This window comes from Streptomyces sp. NPDC050564, assembly GCF_044457265.1.
GTDB lineage: Bacteria > Actinomycetota > Actinomycetes > Streptomycetales > Streptomycetaceae > Streptomyces.
In genome coordinates, this window is record NZ_JBITGS010000016.1 from 172638 (window position 1) to 194554 (window position 21917).

20 protein-coding genes are annotated in these 21917 nt (G+C 69.4%); 15 read left to right on the top strand and 5 right to left on the bottom strand.

Features of this window, described 5'->3' with window-relative positions; translation table 11 throughout:
* The first annotated feature begins 29 nt into the window (after nucleotides 1-29).
* The 10 genes from ACIBK0_RS25670 to ACIBK0_RS25715 all read left to right on the top strand — a co-directional run bounded on the left by ACIBK0_RS25670 (nucleotide 30) and on the right by ACIBK0_RS25715 (nucleotide 9057).
* Entirely contained in the window at nucleotides 30-281 is a 252-nt protein-coding gene (locus ACIBK0_RS25670; protein ID WP_399084373.1) for an acyl carrier protein, read from the top strand.
* 61 nt (nucleotides 282-342) lie between these two features.
* A complete protein-coding gene (locus tag ACIBK0_RS25675) occupies nucleotides 343-1287 on the top strand; it encodes an aromatase/cyclase (protein WP_399084540.1) in 945 nt (314 codons plus the stop codon).
* A gap of 34 nt (nucleotides 1288-1321) precedes the next feature.
* Complete coding sequence (locus tag ACIBK0_RS25680) at nucleotides 1322-2797, top strand: FAD-dependent monooxygenase (RefSeq protein WP_399084376.1); 1476 nt, start codon at nucleotides 1322-1324, stop codon at nucleotides 2795-2797.
* 51 nt (nucleotides 2798-2848) lie between these two features.
* Nucleotides 2849-4117, top strand: a complete 1269-nt coding sequence (locus tag ACIBK0_RS25685) for a beta-ketoacyl-[acyl-carrier-protein] synthase family protein (RefSeq protein WP_399084379.1) — start codon at nucleotides 2849-2851, stop codon at nucleotides 4115-4117.
* Nucleotides 4114-5322, top strand: coding sequence for a ketosynthase chain-length factor (locus ACIBK0_RS25690; protein ID WP_399084382.1), 1209 nt, complete (start codon nucleotides 4114-4116; stop codon nucleotides 5320-5322). Before ACIBK0_RS25685 ends, ACIBK0_RS25690 begins: the two co-directional genes overlap by 4 nt.
* Before the next feature lie 57 nt (nucleotides 5323-5379).
* Complete coding sequence (locus tag ACIBK0_RS25695) at nucleotides 5380-5643, top strand: acyl carrier protein (protein WP_399084385.1); 264 nt, start codon at nucleotides 5380-5382, stop codon at nucleotides 5641-5643.
* 28 nt (nucleotides 5644-5671) lie between these two features.
* Nucleotides 5672-6856, top strand: a complete 1185-nt coding sequence (locus ACIBK0_RS25700; protein ID WP_399084388.1) for a cytochrome P450 — start codon at nucleotides 5672-5674, stop codon at nucleotides 6854-6856.
* Nucleotides 6857-6884: 28 nt separating this feature from the next.
* Nucleotides 6885-7073, top strand: coding sequence for a ferredoxin (locus ACIBK0_RS25705; protein WP_399084391.1), 189 nt, complete (start codon nucleotides 6885-6887; stop codon nucleotides 7071-7073).
* Between the two features lie 35 nt (nucleotides 7074-7108).
* Complete coding sequence (gene fabD / locus ACIBK0_RS25710; protein WP_399084394.1) at nucleotides 7109-8077, top strand: ACP S-malonyltransferase; 969 nt, start codon at nucleotides 7109-7111, stop codon at nucleotides 8075-8077.
* Nucleotides 8077-9057 carry an acyltransferase domain-containing protein gene (locus ACIBK0_RS25715; RefSeq protein WP_399084543.1) on the top strand — a complete coding sequence of 327 codons (981 nt, stop codon included), beginning with the start codon at nucleotides 8077-8079 and terminating at the stop codon, nucleotides 9055-9057. Before fabD ends, ACIBK0_RS25715 begins: the two co-directional genes overlap by 1 nt.
* Nucleotides 9058-9113: 56 nt before the next feature.
* Here the strand turns inward: ACIBK0_RS25715 and ACIBK0_RS25720 are convergent, their stop codons facing one another.
* The 5 genes from ACIBK0_RS25720 to ACIBK0_RS25740 form a co-directional block, all read right to left on the bottom strand.
* Complete coding sequence (locus tag ACIBK0_RS25720) at nucleotides 9114-9728, bottom strand: hypothetical protein (protein ID WP_399084397.1); 615 nt, start codon at nucleotides 9726-9728, stop codon at nucleotides 9114-9116.
* A gap of 514 nt (nucleotides 9729-10242) precedes the next feature.
* Entirely contained in the window at nucleotides 10243-10848 is a 606-nt protein-coding gene (locus ACIBK0_RS25725) for a DNA-binding response regulator (protein WP_399084400.1), read from the bottom strand.
* 235 nt (nucleotides 10849-11083) lie between these two features.
* A complete protein-coding gene (gene rfbB, locus ACIBK0_RS25730) occupies nucleotides 11084-12070 on the bottom strand; it encodes a dTDP-glucose 4,6-dehydratase (RefSeq protein WP_399084403.1) in 987 nt (328 codons plus the stop codon).
* Entirely contained in the window at nucleotides 12067-13134 is a 1068-nt protein-coding gene (locus tag ACIBK0_RS25735) for a glucose-1-phosphate thymidylyltransferase (RefSeq protein WP_399084406.1), read from the bottom strand. The genes rfbB and ACIBK0_RS25735 overlap by 4 nt, the downstream gene beginning before the upstream one ends.
* Before the next feature lie 269 nt (nucleotides 13135-13403).
* Nucleotides 13404-14999: a DHA2 family efflux MFS transporter permease subunit gene (locus tag ACIBK0_RS25740; RefSeq protein WP_399084546.1), complete on the bottom strand. Its 1596-nt coding sequence runs from the start codon at nucleotides 14997-14999 to the stop codon at nucleotides 13404-13406.
* A 139-nt stretch (nucleotides 15000-15138) separates the two neighbouring features.
* Between ACIBK0_RS25740 and ACIBK0_RS25745 the strand changes: the two genes are divergently transcribed.
* The 5 genes from ACIBK0_RS25745 to ACIBK0_RS25765 all read left to right on the top strand — a co-directional run bounded on the left by ACIBK0_RS25745 (nucleotide 15139) and on the right by ACIBK0_RS25765 (nucleotide 21864).
* Nucleotides 15139-15669, top strand: a complete 531-nt coding sequence (locus ACIBK0_RS25745) for a MarR family winged helix-turn-helix transcriptional regulator (RefSeq protein ID WP_399084409.1) — start codon at nucleotides 15139-15141, stop codon at nucleotides 15667-15669.
* A 908-nt stretch (nucleotides 15670-16577) separates the two neighbouring features.
* The gene (locus ACIBK0_RS25750; RefSeq protein WP_399084414.1) at nucleotides 16578-17717 is read left to right on the top strand and encodes a nucleotide disphospho-sugar-binding domain-containing protein; all 1140 of its coding nucleotides are present in this window, start codon (nucleotides 16578-16580) and stop codon (nucleotides 17715-17717) included.
* Between the two features lie 97 nt (nucleotides 17718-17814).
* A complete protein-coding gene (locus ACIBK0_RS25755; RefSeq protein WP_399084417.1) occupies nucleotides 17815-18837 on the top strand; it encodes a methyltransferase in 1023 nt (340 codons plus the stop codon).
* Nucleotides 18838-18871: 34 nt separating this feature from the next.
* Nucleotides 18872-19582, top strand: coding sequence for an antibiotic biosynthesis monooxygenase family protein (locus ACIBK0_RS25760; RefSeq protein ID WP_399084420.1), 711 nt, complete (start codon nucleotides 18872-18874; stop codon nucleotides 19580-19582).
* Entirely contained in the window at nucleotides 19579-21864 is a 2286-nt protein-coding gene (locus ACIBK0_RS25765; protein WP_399084423.1) for an FAD-binding protein, read from the top strand. Before ACIBK0_RS25760 ends, ACIBK0_RS25765 begins: the two co-directional genes overlap by 4 nt.
* The last annotated feature ends 53 nt before the right edge of the window (nucleotides 21865-21917 follow it).

Below are 21917 nucleotides of genomic sequence, written 5' to 3' on the forward strand. Positions count from 1 at the left end.
CTCGGCAAGCCATCACCAGGAGAAACCCCATGACCGTTGCCGTGTTCACCCTCGACGATCTCCAACGGATCCTGATCAGCGTGGCGGGCGCCGACGAAGGCATCGACCTGGACGGGGAGAGCGCGGACACGCTGCTCACCGACCTCGGGTACGACTCGCTCGCCCTGCTGGAGACTGCCGCGGTCGTCTCCCGGGAGTACGGCGTCACCCTCGACGACGAGGCCGTCACCGCCGTCACCACACCGCGCGGTTTCGTCGGTCTGGTCAACGACTCCGCCTGAGGGGGCCCGTCGCCCCTACCCGACCGCGTACCCCCATTCCCCGAACGAGCCGGGAGGCATGATGTCCGGACCGAAGGTCCACGAAGTGGAGCACGAGATCACGGTCGCCGCATCGGCGAAGGCCGTCCACCAGCTTCTCGCCGAGGTGGAGAACTGGCCCCAGATGTTCCCGCCGAGCGTGCACGTGGAGCGCTTCGAGCAGGACGGCGAACACGAACGGATACGGATCTGGGCCACGGCCAACGGCGCGGCCAAGACCTGGACGTCCCGCAGGCGTCTCGCCCCCGCCGAAGGCCGGATCGAGTTCCGGCAGGAGGTGTCGAGCCCGCCGGTCGCCACGATGGGCGGCACCTGGATCGTGGAGGCGGAAGGTGAGGAGCGCTGCCGGGTGCGGCTGCTGCACGACTACCGTGCCGTCGACGACGACCCGGCCGCCCTGGAGTGGATCACCGCCGCCGTCGACCGCAACAGCCGGGCCGAGTTGGACGCGCTCAAGGCCAACGCCGAGGCGGCGGCCGCCGGTTCGAGCCCGCTGTTCTCGTTCGAGGACAGCTGCCGGATCGCCGGACGAGCGCAGGACGTCTTCGACTTCATCAACGAGGCGGACCTGTGGCAGGAGCGGCTGCCGCACGTCGCCCGGGTGCACCTGGAGGACGAGGACGGACTACAGCTGCTGGAGATGGACACGCACTCGCCGGACGGGTCGGTCCACACCACCAAGTCGGTACGCGTGTGCCTCGCCCCGCACCGCATCCACTACAAGCAGATCCAGGTGCCGGCCCTGATGACGCTGCACACGGGGCAGTGGCGCTTCGAGGAGAACGCCGACGGCGTCCTGGCCACGTCCCAGCACACGGTCGCCGTCAACGAGGCCAACATCGCTGCGGTCCTCGGCGAGAACGCCACCGTGGCGGACGCCCGAGCCATGGTCCGCAAGGCCCTCGGCACCAACAGCCTGAGCACCCTCGCCCACGCCAAGGCCCACATCGAGGGCAGCGGTTCATGAGTACCGCGCGCACCGGCCGTCCGGGGACAGGAGGATGACACGGAACGACGTCACCGAGGCGGCGCAGGTGCTCGTGGTCGGGGCCGGCCCGGTGGGGCTGCTGCTCGCGGGTGACCTGCGGCGGTACGGAGTGGATGTCGTGCTCGTCGATCGGCTGGCGCGGCCGATGACCGAGTCCCGGGCCTCGCAGCTCAACGCCCGCACGATGGAACTGCTCGACCAGCGGGGCCTGCTGGAGGAACTCGGCAATCCGCAACACGAGAGCGCCGGTCACTTCGGGGGCCTGCGCTTCGACGCGACCGGCACGGCGAGCAGGCACGCGGGCAACTGGAAGGTGCCTCAGTTCCACACGGAGTCGGTGCTGACCCGGTGGGCGCTTGCCGCGGGCGTCGACCTGCGCCGGGAGCATGAACTGTGCGAGCTGCGCGTCACCGACGACGCGGTGGCCGCCGTGCTGCGGACGCCCACGGGCCTGCGCACCTGGCGCGCCGAGTATGTGGTGGGCTGTGACGGCGCCGAGAGCACGGTACGCGCCCTCGCGGGCTTCGAGCTCGCGGGCACCGACGCCGTACGCGAGTTGCTGCGCGCCGACATCGAGGGCGTGCGGGTGCCCGACCACCGGTTCGAACGCCGCGAACGCGGCTTCGCCGCCTCCGCGCGGCGCCCCGACGGCGTCACCCGCGTGATGGTGCACGAGTTCGGCCGGCCCCCGGTCCGCCGTGCCGGCCCGCCGTCGTTCGCCGAGATCGCCAAGGTCTGGGGGACGGTCACCGGCGAGGACATCAGCGGGGCCGCACCGATCTGGCTCGACTCCTTCGACGACGCCTGCGCTCAGGCCACCCGGTACCGGCGCGGACGCGTGCTGCTCGCGGGCGACGCGGCCCATGTCCACATGCCCGTCGGGGGGCAGGCGCTCAACCTCGGGTTGCAGGACGCGGCCAACCTCGGCTGGAAGCTGGCCGCGCACCTGCGCGGCTGGGCGCCGCCCGGCCTGCTCGACAGCTACCACGAGGAGCGTCACGGCGTCGGCGAACGGGTCCTGCACAACGTACGGGCGCAGGGGCTGCTCCTGTTCGGCGGGGCCGAGGTCGACCCGGTGCGAGCGGTGCTCACCGAGCTGCTGGCCGGGACCGGGGTCGGGAACCTGTTCGCACGCACGCTGAGCGCGCTCGACGTGCGCTACGACATGGGCCCCGACGCCGCCCCGCTGCTGGGCGCGCGGATGCCCGACCTCGACCTGATCGTCGACGGCGGGCGCACGACGGTGGGTCGGCTGCTGCACGACGGGCACGGGGTCCTGCTCGACCTGACCGCGGACGGTGCCGCCGCCGAGCGCTTCCGGGCGGCGCTGCCCGCCGGGACAGACCAGATACGCGCCGTCACCGCGCGCCCCGTGCGGGAGCACACCGATGGAGCGGTGTTCCTGCTCCGGCCCGACGGGCACGTCGTGTGGACCGACCGGGTACGGACGCCACTGGTGCGAGCGGCGCGTCACTGGTTCGGCGTCTGACGCACGCATGCCCGTCATCTGATTCCTGTCGTTTCAGTGGAGGGAAAATTCATGAGCCATCGAGTTGTCATCACCGGTATAGGAGTGCTGGCACCCGGAGGTGTCGGTACCAAGAACTTCTGGTCGCTGATCAGCGAGGGACGCACGGCGACGCGCACCCTGACGCGCTTCGACCCCACGCCGTACCGCTCGCGGGTCGCGGCCGAGGTCGACTTCCGCCCGCAGGAGCACGGCCTGCGGGCCCAGGAGATACGTCGGATGGACCGTGCCGCACAGTTCGCGGTGGTCGCCACCCGCGAGGCGGCGACCGACAGCGGGCTCGAACTGTCCGAGCTGGACCCGCACCGGATCGGCGTGACGATCGGCAGCGCCGTCGGAGCCACCACCAGCCTGGAGGACGAGTACCGGGTGGTGAGCGACGACGGCTCGGCGAACCTCGTCGACCACGCGTACGCCACCCCGCATCTGTACGACTACCTCGTGCCGAGCTCGTTCGCCGCCGAGGTGGCGTGGTCGCTCGGTGCCGAGGGGCCGAGCACGGTGGTGTCCACCGGCTGCACCTCGGGCATCGACGCGGTGGGCCACGCCGTCGAGCTGATCCGTGAGGGCGCCGCCGACGTGATGATCACGGGCGCGACAGAGGCCCCTCTCGCGCCGATCACGGTCGCCTGCTTCGACGCGATCAAGGCCACTACCGTGCACAACGACGATCCCGAGCACGCCTCCAGGCCCTACGACAGCACGCGCAACGGCTTCGTCCTCGGCGAGGGCGCGGCGGGATTCGTGCTGGAGGAGTACGAGAGCGCGAAGCGGCGCGGCGCCACCATCTACGCCGAGATCGTCGGCTACGCCACACGCAGCAACGCCTACCACATGACCGGCCTGCGTCCGGACGGCGCCGAGATGGCCGAGGCGATCACGGCGGCGCTCGACGAGGCCCGCCTCAACCCCAGCGACCTCGACTACGTCAACGCCCACGGTTCCGGCACCAAGCAGAACGACCGCCACGAGACGGCCGCGTTCAAGCGCAGCCTCGGTGAGCACGCCTACCGGCTCCCGGTGAGCTCCATCAAGTCGATGGTGGGCCACTCACTCGGGGCGATCGGCTCGATCGAGATCGCCGCCTCCGCGCTGGCGGTCAAGGAGAACGTGGTACCGCCCACCGCCAACCTGCACCAGCAGGACCCCGAACTGGACCTGGACTACGTGCCGTTGACCGCGCGCGACTGGAAGACCGACCGGGTGCTCACCGTGGGCAGCGGATTCGGTGGTTTCCAGAGCGCGATGGTGCTGGCCCGGCCTGGAAGGAGCGCCGCGTGACGGCCGTCGCGGTCACTGGAATCGGTGCCATAGCCCCCAACGGGCAGGGCACCGAGGAGTACTGGAAGTCCACTGTCGAAGGACTCAGCGGCATCACCACGATCAGCCGGTTCGACGCCTCCGGCTACCCGTCGAAGCTGGCCGGCGAGGTGACCTTCGACGCCGCCGCACACCTGCCCAGCAGGCTGATCCCGGCGACCGACCACATGACGCGGCTCTCCATCGCCGCCGCGGACTGGGCGCTCGACGACGCGGCGGTGCGGCCGTCGGAGCTGCCCGACTTCAGCACCGGCGTGATCACCGCCGGCTCCGCGGGGGGCTTCGAACTCGGCCAGCGCGAACTGGAGAACCTGTGGGGCAAGGGCCCCAAGTACGTCAGCGTGTACCAGTCCTACGCCTGGTTCTACGCCGTCAACTCCGGCCAGATCTCGATCCGGCACGGCATGCGCGGACCCAGCGGTGTGGTCGTGAGCGACCACGCGGGCGGTCTCGACGCGATCGCCCAGTCCCGGCGGCAGATCCGCAAGGGCACCAAGCTGATCATCTCGGGCGGCGTGGACGGCTCGCTGTGCCCCTGGGGCTGGGTCGCGCAGATGACGGACCCCAGGATGAGCTCCTCCACGGATCCTCGCGGGGCGTATCTGCCCTTCGACCTGAGGGCCGGCGGGTATGTGCCGGGCGAGGGCGGCGCGCTGCTCGTGATGGAGGACATGGCGCACGCGCGCGAGCGCGGAGCGCGGATCTACGGCGAGATCGCCGGATACGGCGCGACGACCGACCCCAGGCCGGGCAGCTCCCGCGAGCCCGGTCTGCGCCGTGCGCTCACGATCGCGCTCGACGACGCGGAGGTCTCCCCGGACGACGTGGACGTCGTCTTCGCGGACGCGGCCGCCGTGCCCGAGCTCGACCGGATCGAGGTCGAGGCGATCAACCGTGTCTTCGGGGCGGGTCGGGTGCCGGTCACGGCACCGAAGACGATGACCGGCCGCCCGGCGGCCGGAACGGCGTCGCTGGACGTCGCGGGGGCGCTCCTGGCGATCCGGGACGGTGTGATCCCGCCGACCGTGAACGTCTCGCGCGCGCCCGACTACGACATCGACCTGGTCACCGGGAGCGCCCGCCGGGTCCCCGTGCGCACCGCGGTCGTGCTGGCCAGGGGCCAGGGCGGGTTCAACTCCGCGGTCGTGGTGCGCGCGGCGCGATGAGCGCACAGCACAGGAACACGACGGTGTTCCAGAGGACCTCTTCGACAGGGTGGAACTGTGAGCAGTGAATTCAGCATCGACGACCTCAAGCGCATCCTCGCCGAGGGAGCGGGCGGCGAGAACGAGCTGATGGGCGACATCCAGGACGTCGCGTTCGAGGATCTCGGCTACGACTCCCTCGCGCTTCTGGAGACGGGCATCCGGATCGGCCGGGAGTACGGCCTGGAGTTCGAGGACACGGCCTTCGTCGACGTCGACACCCCCCGCGACCTGGTCGGTGTCGTCAACGCCCATCTGCTGGACCACACGGCACGTAGCTGACCCCCCATAGCTCACCAAGGAGTTCGGCATGACGACGAGCACCATCCCCAGCACCGACATCGATCCCTACAGCGACGCGTCGATCCTCTCGCCGTACGAGGACTACCGGCGGTTGCGCGACCTCGGCCCCGTGGTGTGGCTGGAGGCGCACCAGGTCTTCGCGGTCGGCCGGTATCGCGAGGTCTACGACGCGCTGCACGACCACACCACGTTCTCCTCGGGCTCCGGCGTGGGACTGACCGAGACGCTCAACAAGGCGCAGAAGGGCAGCAGCTTCACCAGTGATCCGCCGTACCACGGTTACGTACGCGGGTTGGTGGCCCGGCATCTGAAGCCCAAGGAACTGGAGCAGCTCCACGGCTACATCGAGGGCTGGGCGAACCGGCTGGTCGACGAGCTCATAGAGAAGGGCACGTTCGACGCGGTCACCGACTTCGCCCAGGCGTTTCCGCTGGCGGTCGTTCCCGATCTGCTCGGCTGGCCCGGCGAGGAGGGCAAGGAGCGGCTGTTGGAGTGGGCGACCGCCGGCTTCAACGCCTTCGGCCCGCTCAACGATCGCACCATGTCCGGCTTCCCGCTGCTGAAGGAGATGTCCGAGTTCCTCCAGCGGATGTCGATCCCCGGGAACCTGCGGCCGGGCAGCTGGGGCGCCGAGCTGGTCAGCGACGCCAAGGAAGGCAAGATCGAGGAGTACCTGCTGCCGGGTCTGCTCGGAGACTTCCTCGCGCCCTCGATGGACACCTCCGTCAGCGCGCTGTCCAGCATGCTCTGGCTGTTCGGCGCGCACCGGGACCAGTGGGAGCTGCTCCGCGAGGACGAGGCCCGCATTCCGCACGCGTTCAACGAGATCCTGCGCATCGAGTCCCCCCTGCGCGGCTTCACCCGGCTGACCACGCGCGAGCGGGAACTGGGCGGTGTCCCGCTGGCGGCCGACTCGCGGGTCCTGCTGCTGTACGGCTCGGCCAACCGCGACGAGCGCCAGTGGAACGACCCCGAGAAGTTCGACATCGGCCGGCCCGGCGTCGCGCAGCACATCGGCTTCGGTCACGGCATCCACGGCTGCGTCGGCCAGGCGCTCTCCCGGCTGGAGGGGCACAGCCTCCTGAAGGCACTGTCCACGCGGGTGCGCTCGATTGAGATCGGAGAGCCCACCTGGCGGCTGCACAACACGATCCGGGGCATCGCGTCCCTGCCCGTGACGCTGCGGACGTGACCGTGTCCCGACGGAAGGCGGCAGCGGAATGAGGATCCTCGTCGACCGACGTCGCTGCGAGGGGCACGGGTTGTGCGAAGGCGTGGCGCCGAAGCTGCTGTCGGCCGACGAGGGCCACGCCGAGCTGCTCGTGGACGGTGACGTGCCGACGGACCAGCAGACCGCCGCTGTGATCGCGGTGCGGGTATGTCCCATCGCCGCGCTCAGGATGATCTGAGTGCCCGGAACGAAGAACGGAGGGTGGTGCCGACGATGAGCATGACAGCCTACGTGTTCCCGGGTCAGGGTTCGCAACGGGTGGGCATGGGACGCGCTCTGGCCGAGCGGCATCAGGACCTGCTCGACTCCCACTACCGGGTCGCCGACGAGGCGCTGGGAATCCCCCTGACGGAGCTGTGCTGGAACGGCCCGGCCGAGGAACTGCGGGTCATGCCCGTGACCCAGCCCGCGGTGTTTTTGACCAGCGTCGTCACCCACGAGGTGCTTCGCGAGCACGGGGTGGTGCCCGACATCGTGGCCGGACACAGCCTGGGCGAGTTCGCGGCAATGGTCGCCGCCGGGGTGCTCGACTGGGTCGACGGCCTGCGCCTGGTCCGGCTGCGGGGTGAGCTGATGGACGCGGTCAACCGCGAGGTCCCGGGCAGCATGGGAGCGGTCGTCGGCGTCGGGGCGGCGGAACTGGAGGGCCTGTGCGCCCGGGCCGCCGCCGACACCGGCGAGGTCGTCGAGATCGCCAATCACAACGACCACCGTCAGATCGTGGTCGCCGGACAGACCGGGGGTGTGGCGCGCCTTCTCGAACTCGCCGAACAGGACGGAGCTCAGCGGGTGTTGACACTCGACGTGGGCGGGTCTGCGCACTGCAGCCTGCTGTCCGGCATCGAGCCGGAGTTCCGGCGGGCGATCGAAGGGCTCGATCTGCGCGACCCGGTGATCCCCGTGATCTCGGCGGTGACGGCCGCCCCCGTCCGTACGGCCGGGGAGGCCGCCGCCTGTCTGTGGCGGCAGTTCACCGGCCGGGTGCGGTGGACCGAAACGGTGGAGGCGTTGACGACGGCGGGCGTGGGCCGGTTCGTGGAGGTGGGGCCCGGCAGGACGCTGAGCAAACTCTGCGGCCGGCTGGCCCCGGCCGCAGAGGCGTACCGGACCAACGACGTCGAGCACGTCGACCGCGTGGTCGAGACCCTCGGCACGGCACCGCGGCACGGGGCGTGGACGTGATGCGCGGCCGCCCGGTGGCCCTGCTCCTGCCGGGCCAGGGCTTCCAGCACGCGGGCATGGCGGTAGAGCTCTACAAGCGAGACGCGGCCTTCGCGGCCGCGGCCGACAAGTTCCTCACGGCGCTGGGCCCGGAGGGGGGCGCGGTCCGGGACGACTGGCTGGCCGGCTCGGACGGCGAGACGGCGGACCGGGGCACACGGGCGCAGCCGCTGCTCTTCATGACCGGTTACGCGGTCGGCCGGGCCTTGGCGAGCAGGGGCGTGCGTCCGGACGTGCTGATCGGCCACAGCATCGGTGAGCTGGCCGCTGCCACGCTGGCCGGAGTACTCGACCTGCCTGCGGCGGGCCGGATCATCGCGGGCCGTTGTGCCGCGCTCGACGACGCCCCCGCCGGCGGCATGCTCGCCGTGGCGGGGGTGCCCGAGCGGGTTCTGGACTGCGTACGGGGAGGTCCGGCGGGTGAGCACGTGGTGCTTGGCGCACACAACGGCCGGGCGCAGACCATCCTCAGCGGGCCGGAGCCCCATCTCACCGACGCTGCACGGGCGCTGCGGGAGGCGGACCTGGTGGCACGCCGGGTGCGGGCCTTCGAACCGTGGCACTCGCCCGCCATGGGCCAGGCCGCCCGCCGGTTCACCGAGGTGATCGGGGCCGAGACGCTGCGCCCTCCCAAGATCCCGATCATGTCGACGCGTACGGGCCGTTTGGTCACCGCGGCCGAGGCGGTACGACCCGAGTTCTGGGCGGGACAGATCGCGGCGCCCGTGCTGTTCTGGCCCGCCCTCGGCGCGGTGCTCGACGATCAGGATCACCTCCTGGTCGACGGGAGCCCGGCCGGCGGACTGGCGACACTCGCGCGCGGGCATCCGTCGGTGCGGCGGGGCGCCAGCGCGGTGGTGTCCTTGCTGGCGCCGCCGGGACGGGACGCCTGGAGCGCGTGGACGAGCGGGCTCGCACAGCTGTCGGCCGCGGGTGTCTGACCTGACAAAGGCGGGGTTCCGGTGACCACCGGAACCCCGCCTTTTCTGATGTCCGCTCAGCTCCCCAGCGCGGAGTGGAGATCCTCGGCGTGGTAGAAGACCCTGCCCGAGACCTTGCGGCGCCGCCACTGATACTGGCTGGCGAGGCGGTAGATGCTTCCGCTGGGTATCTTCCAGAGCACTTCGATGTCCGCCACGCTGTACCAGGTACGCCGGTGATCTCGGAGCGTCTGCATGCGCGCCGAGAGTGCCGCCCACTCGCCGGCGGCCCACCAGTGTGCGCGGTCCGCGCTGCACCGGATCTCGGACGGCTTCGGCTGCGCGCCCGGGACGACCTTGACCACGGCGCGGAGCCTGCCGGTGCAGCCGGCCCGCACGCACGAGCCGACCGGAATGACGCGGACGCTGCGGGAGTCGCTCGCCCGCCGGGCGAGCCGCATCAGGGTGGTGAGCTCATCGATGAGGTCATGTGCGGCCGAGTGGCCGGAGAGCCACGGGACGTTCTCGTGGAGGAAGCGGGCCAGCCCCACGATGTGGCGCTGCGGGGCCTCGACTCCCCGCTCCTCGGCGATGAGTCCGGCCCAGGAGGCCAGGACCGTCATGATCGAGGAGCGGACCTCGGCTGCCGCCGTGTTGAACGGCATGCCTTGGTGGCTGTTGGAGCTGGTCACCCTTTCCTCATGGGAATTTACTCCCCCCAAGCTGAGTTCACAGCTGAGATAGAGAGTCGGAAGCCTTCGCAGCATAATGGAAAGGTGCTCTCTGCAACTGGCGCACAGGCTGCTCGAAGTCTCGTTCAGGCAATCGGTCGCACGGTACTGAGGGTGGCTGTGAGTTTGCGCTACGCAGACCATGACGCTCTTCCATTTCCCCGTTTTCCAGGCCATGTGATCGGCCTCGTCCATGCTTCAAATTGTAAATGAAAGCAATTCCATGATGGAGTGTCTCCGTCATGAATATAGTGATGGGGAAGTGATTTTTGATCATGGAAAGTTCACGGGGTCTCGCATGCGGAATCCGCGCAGGCCACACCTGTTCGGTCATGACGAAGCCCCCATGACGGGGGCTCTGGTGGCGCTGTCCCCGTGGGGGCTTCTTGTTTAGTTTTGAATGATTGTCGGGACGCGACCTGGCTGAAAAGTGCCCGCTACATCCTTCCCCTCACTGCCGCGAAAGCGGCGCGTTTCAGAGCCAGCCGGCGTCCGTGGCAATGCGCACGGCGTCCACTCGGGTGCGCGCGTTGAGCTTGCTCTCCACGGTGGTCAAGTAGTTGCGGACGGTACCGGGGGACAGGTTGAGCCGGGCAGCGATGGCCGGAACGGCCTCGCCGGTGGCCACGAAGCGGAGCACTTCGAGCTCGCGTTCGGTAAGCGGGGGGACCGGTGTCTGCCAGGCGGACATTGCGATATCCGCGTCGATGACACGTCGTCCTGCTGCGAGATCCCTTATGGCGCTGACGAGTTTATCCGGTGGTGAGTCCTTGTGCAGGAACCCCGCGACTCCGATGTTCAGCGCTTGGCGCACCATACCCGGACGCCCGCGGTTTGCCAGAATGAGCGTACGTGTTTCCGGTAGCTCGTCATGAATGGTCTGTATCAACGGCAGGCCGTCCAGGATCAGCATATCCATATCGATTACTGCTACGTCCGGCCGGTGAAGTCGGGATGCGGGCAGAATATCCTTGCTCCGCCCCGGGTCGGCGACGGTTTTGATGTCGCTTTCCTGTGCGAGTAAGGCAAGAAATGCCCCTCGTATCATTTCCCTTTCTTCGGCGAGCAAGACATTAATCACTTTTCCCCCAAGGTGTCATCGCGAGCGCTCGGCGTCCTGTGCACCGCCATCCTCGCCCGGTCAGGTCGCTCAAAAGCCTAGCCCCTGGTCGCTAGTTTTCAAGAGCAATCTTTTCCGATCCAATGCGCGCATACGGATCTGCGCAAGACCGACCCACTGACGGGGTGTTATCTGCGAGTCGGGGGGTAGTCGGCGCGTGCGCGGGGGAGGCGCGGCGCCGCGGACCGGGCGGATGTCACAGCACCGCGCGGTCCTTCAGGGGTTCCCACCACCGACGGTTCTCGCGGTACCAGGCGACGGTCTCGGCCAGACCGGTCGCGAACTCCTTGCGCGGCCGGTACCCCAACTCGGTTCGGATCTTGGTGCAGTCGACCGAGTAGCGAAGGTCGTGCCCCTTGCGGTCGGCGACGTACTCGACCATGTCCCGGCCGGCACCGCACTCCGCGAGCAGCAGCTCGGTGAGTTCCCTGTTGGTCAGCTCGGTGCCGCCGCCGATGTTGTAGACCTCGCCGGGCCTTCCCGTCGTGCGGACCAACTCGATCCCCTGCACGTGGTCGTCGATGTGCAGCCAGTCCCGGACATTGAGCCCGTCGCCGTACAGGGGCACCTTCTTGCCGTCCAGCAGATTGGTCACGAACAGAGGGATGGCCTTCTCCGGGAAGTGGTGGTGCCCGTAGTTGTTGGAGCACCGGGTCACGCGCACGTCCAGGCCGTGGGTGCGGTGGTAGCTCAGGGCGAGGAGATCACTCGACGCCTTGGACGCCGAGTACGGCGAGTTGGGATGCAGCGGATGGTCCTCCGGCCAGGAGCCCTCGTCGATGGACCCGTACACCTCGTCCGTCGAGATGTGGACGAACGTGCGTGTCCCGGCACGCAGGGTGGCGTCGAGCAGAACCTGGGTTCCCACCACATTGGTCCGGACGAACGCGGCCGAGCTCCTGATCGAGCGGTCCACATGCGACTCGGCGGCGAAGTGCACGACCTGGTCGGCGCGTTGCGTGAGGGATCTCACGAGGGGCTCGTCGCAGATGTCGCCGTGGACGAAGGTGAAACCGGGGTGCGCGCGCACCGGGTCGAGGTTGGCCGGATTTCCCGCGTAGGTCAGCGCGTCGAGCACGGTCACGGAGAGACCGCCCGGCCCCTGCGGGGAGAGGAGTGTGCGCACGTAGTGGGAGCCGATGAACCCGGCCCCGCCCGTGACCAGTATGTGAGTGCTCGTCATGACGAGATCTGCACCTTGCTGTGGTCGCCGAGAAGGAGTCGGTGGGCGTGCGGCACGGCGGGCGCCGGTGTGACCGTGACGTTGCGTCCGATCAGGGACGCCTCGACCCGGCGTACACCCTTGATCGACGAGTCCCGCAGCACGATGGAGAACTCGATCTCGCTGTTCTCGATGCGGCAGTCCTCCGACACGGACGTGTAGGCGCCGATGTAGGAGTCGGCGATCACGGTGCCCCGGCCGATGATGGCGGGGCCGACGACGCGTGACCTGCGCACGCGCGCCCCCTCCTCGATCCGGACCCGGCCGATGATCTGGCTCTCGTCGTCGACGTCGCCCTCGATCCGGGGCTCGAGCGTCTCGAGCACCGACCGGTTGACCTCCAGCATGTCCACGACGTTGCCGGTGTCCTTCCAGTAGCCGGAGATCGTCGTGGAGCGCACGTCGCGCCGCTCGTCGATGAGCCACTGAAGGGCGTGAGTGATCTCCAGCTCTCCGCGTTGGGAGGGCTTGATCGAACGCACCGCCTCGTGGATGGCCGGAGTGAACAGGTACACACCGACGATCGCGAGGTCGCTCTTGGGCCGGGGAGACTTCTCCTCCACGCTCGCGACGTTGCCCGCGGCGTCCAGCTCGGCCACGCCGAAGACCGTGGGGTTGGGCACGTGAGTCAGCAGGATCTGGGCGTCGGGGCGGTCCGACACGAAATTGTCCACCAGTTCGGTGATACCGCCGACTATGAAGTTGTCGCCCAAATACATGACGAAATCCTCGTCCTCGAGGAATTCACGTGAGATCAAGACGGCGTGGGCGAGGCCGAGCGGTTTCTCCTGGGGGATGTAGGTGACGTCGAGTCCGAACGTGGAACCGTCGCCGACCGCCTCTTCGATCTCGTCCGCGGTTTCACCCACGATGATTCCCACGTCGGTGATTCCTGCCTGGGCGATGGCTTCCAGGCCGAAGAAGAGAACGGGCTTGTTGGCTACCGGTACCAGTTGTTTCGCTGTGGTGTGCGTGAGCGGGCGCATCCGCGTACCCGCGCCTCCCGAGAGGACGAGCGCCTTCATGTGACAAGCCCCCAAATGACTGCATGAATCAGAGTCAATGTCCACGTTCCTGGCGACAGAATTTATGCATCGAGAGGCGGGCGTGTCCAGTCGTCTGTGATTTTGATTACCGAATCGGATATGCAGTGTCGCGTATTCGTGATTTCCGCATGCTGTGCTCCTGCATTTCTCACGGCGTTTGTGCTTTTGTATGTCGGGAGGACCCGGCCGGAGGGTCCGGGGGAATGTAAGCCCTCCGGCCGGGTCGGTTCATGGACCCTTTCGCAGGGTCAGTTCGTGCTCGGTTCGGGTCGCGTGGCCTCCGGCTGCTGCGCGGGGGTCCCCTTGTGGGGGGCCACGAACAGCGTGGTCACCAGCGCCAGACCCAGCAGCGCGGCGCACGCGTAGCTGGCCACCGCCAGGCCGTGGGACATCGCCTCGCGGGCCGCGTCCGCGACCGCGGCGGTCCGCTCGTCGTCGGAGAGCGACTGGATCACCGAGCCGGCGCTGTCCGTCACGACGGAACTGAACCTGTCGGCTTCGGTCGCCTTGAGTCCGGAGTCGGTGAGCCGGTCGCTCAGGTCGGTGGCGAGCGTGCTGAAGAACAGCGTGGTCAGGACGGCGATGCCCAGCGCGGAGCCCAGTTCGCGAGCCGCGCTCTGGACGCCCGACCCCTGTCCGGCGCTCTGCGGAGGAACGTCCACCAGGACGATGTTGGTGACCTGCGCCGTCGCGAAGCCCACGCCGATGCCGTAGATGAACAGCGCGATCGCGATCGCCCACCAGGAGGTGTCGGTCGCGGCGATCAGGCCCAGCATCACGAGACCGCCGGCTTCCAGGACGAGACCGATCCGCACCTGGGACAGCGGCGGGACGGTGGCGGCCATGCCGAAGCTCGCGCCGCTGGCGAAGAAGCTGCCCACCGCGAGGGCGACGAGCGCGAGGCCCGCCTCGAACGCGCTGTAGTCCAGGGTGAACTGGAGCCACAGGGGCAGTACCGCGATGACGCCGAACTCGCCGAGTCCGACGATCAGCGTCACGACATTGCCGTTGCGGAAGGACGGGATGGAGAAGAGCTTGACGTCCATCAGCGGTGCGCCGCTGTTGCGGCCCAGCGCCGCCTGGCGGCGCCAGAACGCCCACAGCGTCACGGCCGACACGATGAACGAGACGAGCACCGGAGAGGGGCCCCCGCTCCACGAGAACCCGCCGATGTCCAGGGACTCGGTGGTGATCAGCCAGCCGTAGGTGCGCCCCTCGATCAGGGCGAACGCCAGCAGACCGAGCCCGATCGCCGACAGGACACCGCCGATGCCGTCGACGCGGCCCCGCGCCCGTGGGGACTCGGACAGGTAGACGACCGCCCCCGCGATGATCAGGGCGACCAGGGGGATGTTGATGCCGAAGGCCCAGCGCCAGGAGATGTCGGCCAGCCAGCCGCCGAGCAGCGGGCCCACGGCCGCCGCGGCGCCGATGGTCGATCCCCAGATGGCGAAGGCCTGGCCCCGGGCTTTGCCGGTGAACGTGGAGTTCACCAGGGCCAGTGACGTCGGCAGGATCATGGCGCCGCCGATGCCCTGCAGGGCGCGGGCCAGGATCAGGATGCCGCCGTTGGGGGCGACCGCGGCCACCAGGCTCGTGACGCCGAAGACGACGAGCCCCATGACGAAGATCTTGCGGGCGCCGTGCAGGTCGGCGAGGCGTCCGGCGAGCAGGAGGAGTGCCGCGAAGGCGATCGCGTAGGACTCCTGGATCCACTGTGCCTCGGCCGAATCGATCGAGAGGTCCTCGATGATCGGGGCCAGGATGACGTTGACGATCGTGATGTCGACGACGATCAGCGCCACGCCTAAGGAAACTGCCACCAGGCCGAGCCATTGGCGCATGGATGGGGGTTCCGCGGTGCCGTTCAAGGTACCTCCACTGTGATGTATCTTTACTGTGAAGGTATCGACTCCCCGGGTACGGTGTCAAATCGCGGGGCCGCGGGGCCGCAGGGCCGCCGGTACGGATCGAGGACGGAGCATGACGATGGAGAGAGCGGACTTCGGCGGGCTGGAGGTACAGCGCGACCGGCTCATGGACGGGCTGCGTGCCTTCGGCGCCAACTACGCGGAGTTCACCCAGCGGTTCGCGACCTGGCTGGGCCTGCACTCCACCGACGCCGCGGCTCTGGTCGAGATCTTGTACGCCGAGGACAAGGGAGCGCCGCTGTCGCCCGCCCGGCTGAGCGAGCGCATCTCCCTGTCGTCCGGCGCGACGACCGCGCTGCTGAACCGGCTGGAGGCGGCCGGGCACATCGTGCGCACCCGTGAGCACACCGACCGCAGGATCGTGACACTGCGCAGCAGCCCGCATGTGAAGCCGCGCGCCGAGGAGTTCTTCGGTCCCTACGCCAGGCGCATGGCCGTCGAGTTGTCGCAGTTCACCCCTGAGCAGCTCAACCAGTTCGAGGACTTCATCGTCCACCTGCGCGAGACCATGGACTCGCTGCTCTCGCGTGAGTACAAGGAGAGCCGCACGGGCGGGCGTTCCGTGCCCCCCGGCCGGGGCTGACCTCGGCGGCTTCACCCCGCCGGGCCGTTCAACGGGATCGTGGTCAATGCGCGTACGGAGGAGTTGGTTCCTCATCCCGTACTTCCCGGTGAGAGGTCCTCCCCATGCCCCCTGCCGGCCCACTTCAACGGCGGGGTCAACCTGCCCGACGCCGCCACCGTCACGCGTGCCTCGGCCGAAGGCGTCCCCGTCGGTGTCCGGAGACTGCCCGCCGGCGTGCGCATGCAGGCCGAGTACCCCACCCCCATGGCGTTGGCCAACCTTTTCCACCCCGACGACCGGGAGCGGATCACCCCGTCCTACGAGCGAGCGCTTCTCGGCGACCTCGCCTGCGGCCCGCGTGGATCTCCTTCACCGTTCCCCAGAACCGCTGCGACGAGGCGTACTTCGCCCCGCCGGCCGGCCTGCGGACCGGTCCCGAGACCGAGCTCTACCTGTCGGTGGTGCCCTACCACAGGACCAGCAGGCCCCCGGCACGGCGGAGGCACAGGCCGGGCTCATCGACCGGTTCCTCCCCGGGGACGGCAGGCCCTGGGGGATCTGCGCCGAGTGGGGATGGCGCGCGCCGAGCGGAGGACGTACCGCGCCTGATCGACCTGCGCCGCGAGATCCTCCAGAGGTTCGCGGAAGCGGGGTGAAGTGCGAGCCCGGCAACCTCCTTGCGGCGGAGGGGACTTGACAGGTCGAGCTGCGGCGAAGAAGATACTCTCCATTCTGGAATGTGTGTGCCCATAGGCCCCATTCCCCTCTTCCCGCCGACCGGCTTCGGCTCTCTGTTCCCCGTCCACGTGGACATCCCGTGGCACGGGTGCCGCCGACCGCGTATCGGCGCGCCCCACCTCGACCGCCGCCGTGGCACCAGCCGCGGCGGCGGCGTCGTTCCGGGGTGGCCAGCCCCAAGGAGAAGCATGAAAGTCCTCTTCATCGCCGCGGGAACGAGCCCGGCGGGTGTCTTCGCCCTGGCTCCTCTCGCGACGGCGGTGCGCAACGCCGGGCACGAGATCCTGGTTGCGGCCTTCGACGAGCTGGCCCCCACCGTCGCGGCCGTCGGGCTGCCCGCGGTGGCCATCGCCGACGGCCACACCACGGAGAGCATCAAGCAACTCGACCGGCCGGGCGGGCCGATCGAGTTTCCCTGGTCCCCCGAGCAGGAACTTCCGTACGTGGGCCGCTGGTTCGGCCGTCAGGCGGCGGTCAGCATGGACGGGCTCCTGCGACTCGCCGACGCATGGCGCCCGGACCTCGTGATCGGCGGCACGGACGCCCACGCCGCCGCCCTGCTCGGCTCCCGCCTGGGAATCCCGTACGTCCGTCAGGCGTGGGACTGGCTGCACTTCGACGGCGTAGAGCGGTACGCGAACGAGGAACTGGCCCCCGAACTGGCGGAGGCCGGACTCGAGCGGCTGCCCGACCCCGACCTGTTCATCGACATCTGCCCCCCGAGCCTGATCCCGCCGGGCGCCGAGCCGGGCCGGCCGATGAGGTGGGTGCCGGGCAATCGCCAGCGCAAGCTGGAGCCGTGGATGTACAGCAGGGGTGAGCGCCGCCGGGTGTGCGTCACGCTCGGCAGTTTTCGCACGGCCATGCCGGAGATGTTCGCCTACCTCTGCGCGCTGGTGGAGCGGCTCTCCGAACTCGACGCCGAGATCGTCGTCGCGGCCAACGAGGCGACCGCCCAGAAGATACGGGCCCGCTTCCCCGACGTACGCAGCGACTGGGTGCCGATGGAGTTCCTCGTCCGCACCTGCGACGCGATCGTGCACGCGGGCGGTCTGACCACGCTCAACGCCATGGCGGCCGGCACACCGCAGGTGGTGGTCAACCAGTTCCAGGCCTTTGAGCGTTCGTTGGGACTGCTCGAACAGCAGGGATCGAGTGTGATCCTGCACCGGGACGACAAGTCTCCGGACAACACCTTCGAGGCCTGCGACCGGATCCTCTCCGACGACAGCTACGCGCGTCAGGCGCGCGAGCTGGCGCGCGAGCTGGGGAAGCTCCCCCCGCCCAGCGAAGTCGTCGGCGACCTGGAAGCGCTGGCCCGCGGCTGATCCCTGTGCCGTCGGCCGGCTCCCGCCTTCCGGAGACCGCCCGCTCCCACCCATTTCCGTCACCATCCAACCCAGCGACCGAAAGGGTCCGTCCGCCATGCAGACCTCACCCCCCAAGCCGCCGCCTTCCGCGCGGGTGTTACAGCTAGCGACGGCGAGCTGGATGGCCGCCGCCGTGAGCGCCGCCGCCGAGCTCGGCGTCGCCGACGCGCTGGCAGGCGGAGCCCGCCCGGTCGACGAGATCGCCCGGACCGTCGACGCCCACCCTCCCACCCTCTATCGGCTGCTGCGGGCCGGCGCCGCCATCGGGCTCTTCGAGGAGCGCGAAGGCCGTGTGTTCGCCCTGACCGAGGTCGGCGACGCGCTCCGCGACGACTCGCCGCACTCGATGCGTAACTTCGCCCGGTGGGTCGGCCTCGCCGCCGACCGCAACACCTGGGCCGGCCTGGCCGACAGCGTCCGCACCGGCGACCCCGCGTTCGAGCGGGTGCACGGCCAGGACGTGTGGGACTACATGCGGGAACGCGCCGATGTGTCGACGGTCTTCGACGACGCGATGTCCGAGGCGTCGCGCCAGCTGATCGCTCCGGTGGTCGACGCCTACGACTTCGGCGGCATCGACACGCTCGTGGACGTCGCGGGCGGGCACGGTGCTCTGCTCGCCGCGATCCTCGCCGCCAACCCGGACACCCGCGGCCTGCTGTACGACCGGCCCGAAGTGGTGGCCGGTGCGAAGCAGACGTTCCAGGACCACGGGGTGGACGACCGGGCGGAGATCGTCGCGGGCGACTTCTTCGACTCCGTACCGGCGGGCGGAGACGCCTACCTGCTGTCGAACGTCATCCACGACTGGGACGACGAGCAGTCCCTGAAGATCCTCACCAACTGCCGCCGAGCCCTCGCCGAGGGCGGCCGGGTGCTTCTCGTCGAGGCCGTCATGCCGGAGCGGGACGAGCCGTCACCGACCGTGACCCTCATGGACCTCAACATGCTCGTGCTCTGCGGCGGCAAGCAGCGCACCGAGGCCGAGTTCGCCGAGCTCTTCGGCCGGGCCGGTCTGCACCTCACACGCGTCGTCCGAGCGGGACTGCACAGCGTCGTCGAAGCCGTCAGGGCCTGACCCCGAACCGAGCCACACGGAGGGACAGCAAGCAATGCCATTCATCACGCCCGACAACGGATCGCTCACCGTGTTCAACCTCTTCGACACCGTCGACAGGGCCGGCCAGAAGACGCTGCTGGACACGATGGAAGGGATCATCAAGGGGGCGAACTACCCGGGGTGGCGGTCCTCCACCCTCCACGGCGGACGGGACAAGCCCTGCGCCGCCAACTACATCCAGTGGCGCAGCCTGGACGATCTGCAGGAGCGGTACGAGGGCGAGAACTTCAAGCACAACACGGTGCCCTACTTCAAGGAACTGACCACCACGGTGCACCTGCTCAAGACCGAAGTGATCGCCACCCATCTGCACCCCTCGCTGGACCGGATCGAGATATCGCCGGAGCGGGACGACTTCACCGTCATCGTCATCATGGGCGTCGAGCCCAGGAACCAGGCCACCCTCGTGGACCTGTTCGCGAAACCCGACTCGTACATGCAGGACGTGCCGGGCTACCGGTCCAACTCCATCCTGCGCGGCCTCGACGGGGACTTCGTCGTCAACTACGCCCAGTGGGAGAGCCGCGAGGCGTACGAGAGGTTCCACAACCTCCCGGAGGACGAGCGCCCGGCGCACGCCCGGGCCATGCGCGCGCAGGCCCGCCCGCTGCTGACGTCACGGTCGTCGAACACCTACGAGGTCGTGTTCGCGCGGTCCGCGACCGACCAGCCGTCCGCCGAGCAGCCGGCCGGTGGCCGATGACCGTCAGCACGGCCCGCGGTGACGCGGCCGCCACGGCTTCCGGTCCGCGCCCCGTACCCGGACCGGTCCGCGTCGGACCGGAGGACCCCCGCTACGGCGAACTGGTGCGCGGCGACAACCACCGCTTCGTAGGCAAGCCCGATCACGTCGAACTGGTCCGTTCCACCGAGCAGGTGAGAGAGGCCCTCGACCGTGCGCTGGCCGCCGGGAAACGGGTCGCCGTGCGCAGCGGCGGCCACTGCCCGGAGGCGTTCGTGGCCGATCCGGAGGTCGAGGTCGTCATCGACCTCTCGTTGATGTCGCAGGTCTCCTACGACCCGGAGTACAACGCCATCGCGATCGAGGCCGGCGCGACCGTGGGTCATGTGTACAAGGCGCTGTACCGGAACTGGAACGTGACGCTGCCGGCCGGTGTGTGCACCGCGGTGGGGGTCGGCGGCCACATCTCGGGCGGCGGGTACGGACCGCTGTCCCGGCTGCACGGCCTCGTTGCCGACCACCTCTACGCGGTCGAGGTCGTCCACGTCGACCGGACCGGCCAGGTGCACACCGTGATCGCCACCCGGGAGCCGGACGACCCCCACCGGGAGCTGTGGTGGGCCCACACCGGCGCCGGCGGTGGCAACTTCGGCATCGTGACCCGCTTCTGGATGCGTTCCCCCGGGGCGACCGGCACCGATCCCGCGGGTCTGCTGCCCAAGCCGCCCGCCTCGCTGCTGACCGCCATGGTGAACTGGTCGTGGGAGCAGTGCGAGCTGCCCGCGTTCACCAGGATCGTCCGCAACTTCATGGAGTGGCACGTCGCGAACAGCGGGGTGGACTCTCCGTACGCCGGGCTGTTCGCGTCGCTGTGGGTCAGGCACCGCTCGGGCGGCGGGCTGACCATGTTCGTGCAGATGGACTCCACGGCACCGGGCGCCGCGGCCAAGCTGGAGGCGTTCCTCGCGGCCGTCGACGAGGGCGTCGGAGCCACCCCGTTCGTGCTCCGCAGGGAGCTGCCGTGGCTGACCGCGAGCCGTTACATGGGCCAGGGCGACTCCGGCCCGGTGATGGGGACGCGCATCAAGACCAAGGCCGCCTACCTGCGGGACGTGCACACCGACGAACAGATCGCCACGCTGTACCGGTGGTTCCAGCGCGAGGACTACTTCGGCCGTGAGTCCTTGATGATGCTCAACGGCTACGGCGGCGCGATCAACGCGGTCGGACCAGCCGACACCGCGTCGGTCCAGCGCGACTCGGTGATCAAGGCGGCGTACTCGGCATCCTGGGGCGACCCGAGCGAGGACGACGCGCACCTGGCCTGGCTGCGCGGCCTCTACGAGGAGCTGAACGCCGACACCGGCGGAGTGCCCGTGCCCGGAGAGCTGACGGACGGGTCCTACATCAACTACCCGGACGTCGATCTCGCCGACCCGGGCCACAACCGGTCGGGGGTCCCCTGGCACCACCTCTACTACAAGGACAACTACGCGGCGCTCCAGGCCGTCAAGGCGGCATGGGATCCCCGTGACGTCTTCCACCACGCCCTGTCCGTGCGGCTGCCGGAGGATGACATGTCGTACCCCACCGCTCACATTCCCGAGCACTACGACTTCCAGACCATCTACGCGGGCGAGAAGGACGCACCGCCGGTCCAGCCGTGGGACATCGGCCGGCCGCAGCCCGCCCTGGTGGCCGCCCACGACTCCGGGGCGATCGTCGGAGACGTCCTGGACGTCGGCTGCGGGCTGGGCGACAACGCCGCCTTCCTCGCCGGGCGGGGCCACCGGGTCACCGCGATCGACGTGGCGGAAGCGGCCGTGCGGGAGGCGCGGCGACGGGCGAAGGCCAAGGGCGTCGACGTCGAGTTCGCCGTCGCGGACGCCACCCGACTGACAGGCTACGAAGGCCGCTTCGACACGATCCTGGACAGTGCCTGCTTCCACTCGCTGGCGGAGGACGAAAGGGAGCGCTATCTCGTCGCGCTGCGCGCGGCGTCCCGGCCGGGGGGCAGGCTGCACATGTTCTGCTTCGCCCAGGAGTTCGAGGCGCCGTTCCCCGGGCCGCACCGGCACACCGCCGCCTACCTGCGCGAGATCGTCGGCAGCGTCTGGAACGTGCTCTCCGTGGATGCCGCGACATTCGCCGGCTCCCTCGGCGTCGAGGACATCGCGGCCGTGATCAAGTCGGAGTACCCGGGCCGCGACGTCGACCCGGGCCGGCTCGAGGGTCTCGCGCTCGACGAGCTGGGCAAGGCCACGATGCCGGTCTGGCACGTGACCGCCGAACGCCGCCCCTGAAGACGCCGTCGGCGGCACCACCGGCCCACGCGGTGGTGCCGCCGCGGTCCGCG

Excerpts from the sequence above, each read along its gene's own strand:
- ACIBK0_RS25765 (WP_399084423.1), top strand. The coding sequence starts at position 19,579 with ATGACCGTCAGCACGGCCCGCGGTGACGCGGCCGCCACGGCTTCCGGT.
- ACIBK0_RS25715 (WP_399084543.1), top strand. The coding sequence starts at position 8,077 with ATGCGCGGCCGCCCGGTGGCCCTGCTCCTGCCGGGCCAGGGCTTCCAG.
- rfbB (WP_399084403.1), bottom strand. The coding sequence starts at position 12,070 with ATGACGAGCACTCACATACTGGTCACGGGCGGGGCCGGGTTCATCGGC.
- ACIBK0_RS25675 (WP_399084540.1), top strand. The coding sequence starts at position 343 with ATGTCCGGACCGAAGGTCCACGAAGTGGAGCACGAGATCACGGTCGCC.
- ACIBK0_RS25700 (WP_399084388.1), top strand. The coding sequence starts at position 5,672 with ATGACGACGAGCACCATCCCCAGCACCGACATCGATCCCTACAGCGAC.
- ACIBK0_RS25680 (WP_399084376.1), top strand. The coding sequence starts at position 1,322 with ATGACACGGAACGACGTCACCGAGGCGGCGCAGGTGCTCGTGGTCGGG.
- ACIBK0_RS25760 (WP_399084420.1), top strand. The coding sequence starts at position 18,872 with ATGCCATTCATCACGCCCGACAACGGATCGCTCACCGTGTTCAACCTC.
- ACIBK0_RS25740 (WP_399084546.1), bottom strand. The coding sequence starts at position 14,999 with ATGCGCCAATGGCTCGGCCTGGTGGCAGTTTCCTTAGGCGTGGCGCTG.
- ACIBK0_RS25755 (WP_399084417.1), top strand. The coding sequence starts at position 17,815 with ATGCAGACCTCACCCCCCAAGCCGCCGCCTTCCGCGCGGGTGTTACAG.
- ACIBK0_RS25705 (WP_399084391.1), top strand. The coding sequence starts at position 6,885 with ATGAGGATCCTCGTCGACCGACGTCGCTGCGAGGGGCACGGGTTGTGC.
- ACIBK0_RS25735 (WP_399084406.1), bottom strand. The coding sequence starts at position 13,134 with ATGAAGGCGCTCGTCCTCTCGGGAGGCGCGGGTACGCGGATGCGCCCG.
- ACIBK0_RS25685 (WP_399084379.1), top strand. The coding sequence starts at position 2,849 with ATGAGCCATCGAGTTGTCATCACCGGTATAGGAGTGCTGGCACCCGGA.
- ACIBK0_RS25670 (WP_399084373.1), top strand. The coding sequence starts at position 30 with ATGACCGTTGCCGTGTTCACCCTCGACGATCTCCAACGGATCCTGATC.
- fabD (WP_399084394.1), top strand. The coding sequence starts at position 7,109 with ATGAGCATGACAGCCTACGTGTTCCCGGGTCAGGGTTCGCAACGGGTG.
- ACIBK0_RS25745 (WP_399084409.1), top strand. The coding sequence starts at position 15,139 with ATGACGATGGAGAGAGCGGACTTCGGCGGGCTGGAGGTACAGCGCGAC.
- ACIBK0_RS25750 (WP_399084414.1), top strand. The coding sequence starts at position 16,578 with ATGAAAGTCCTCTTCATCGCCGCGGGAACGAGCCCGGCGGGTGTCTTC.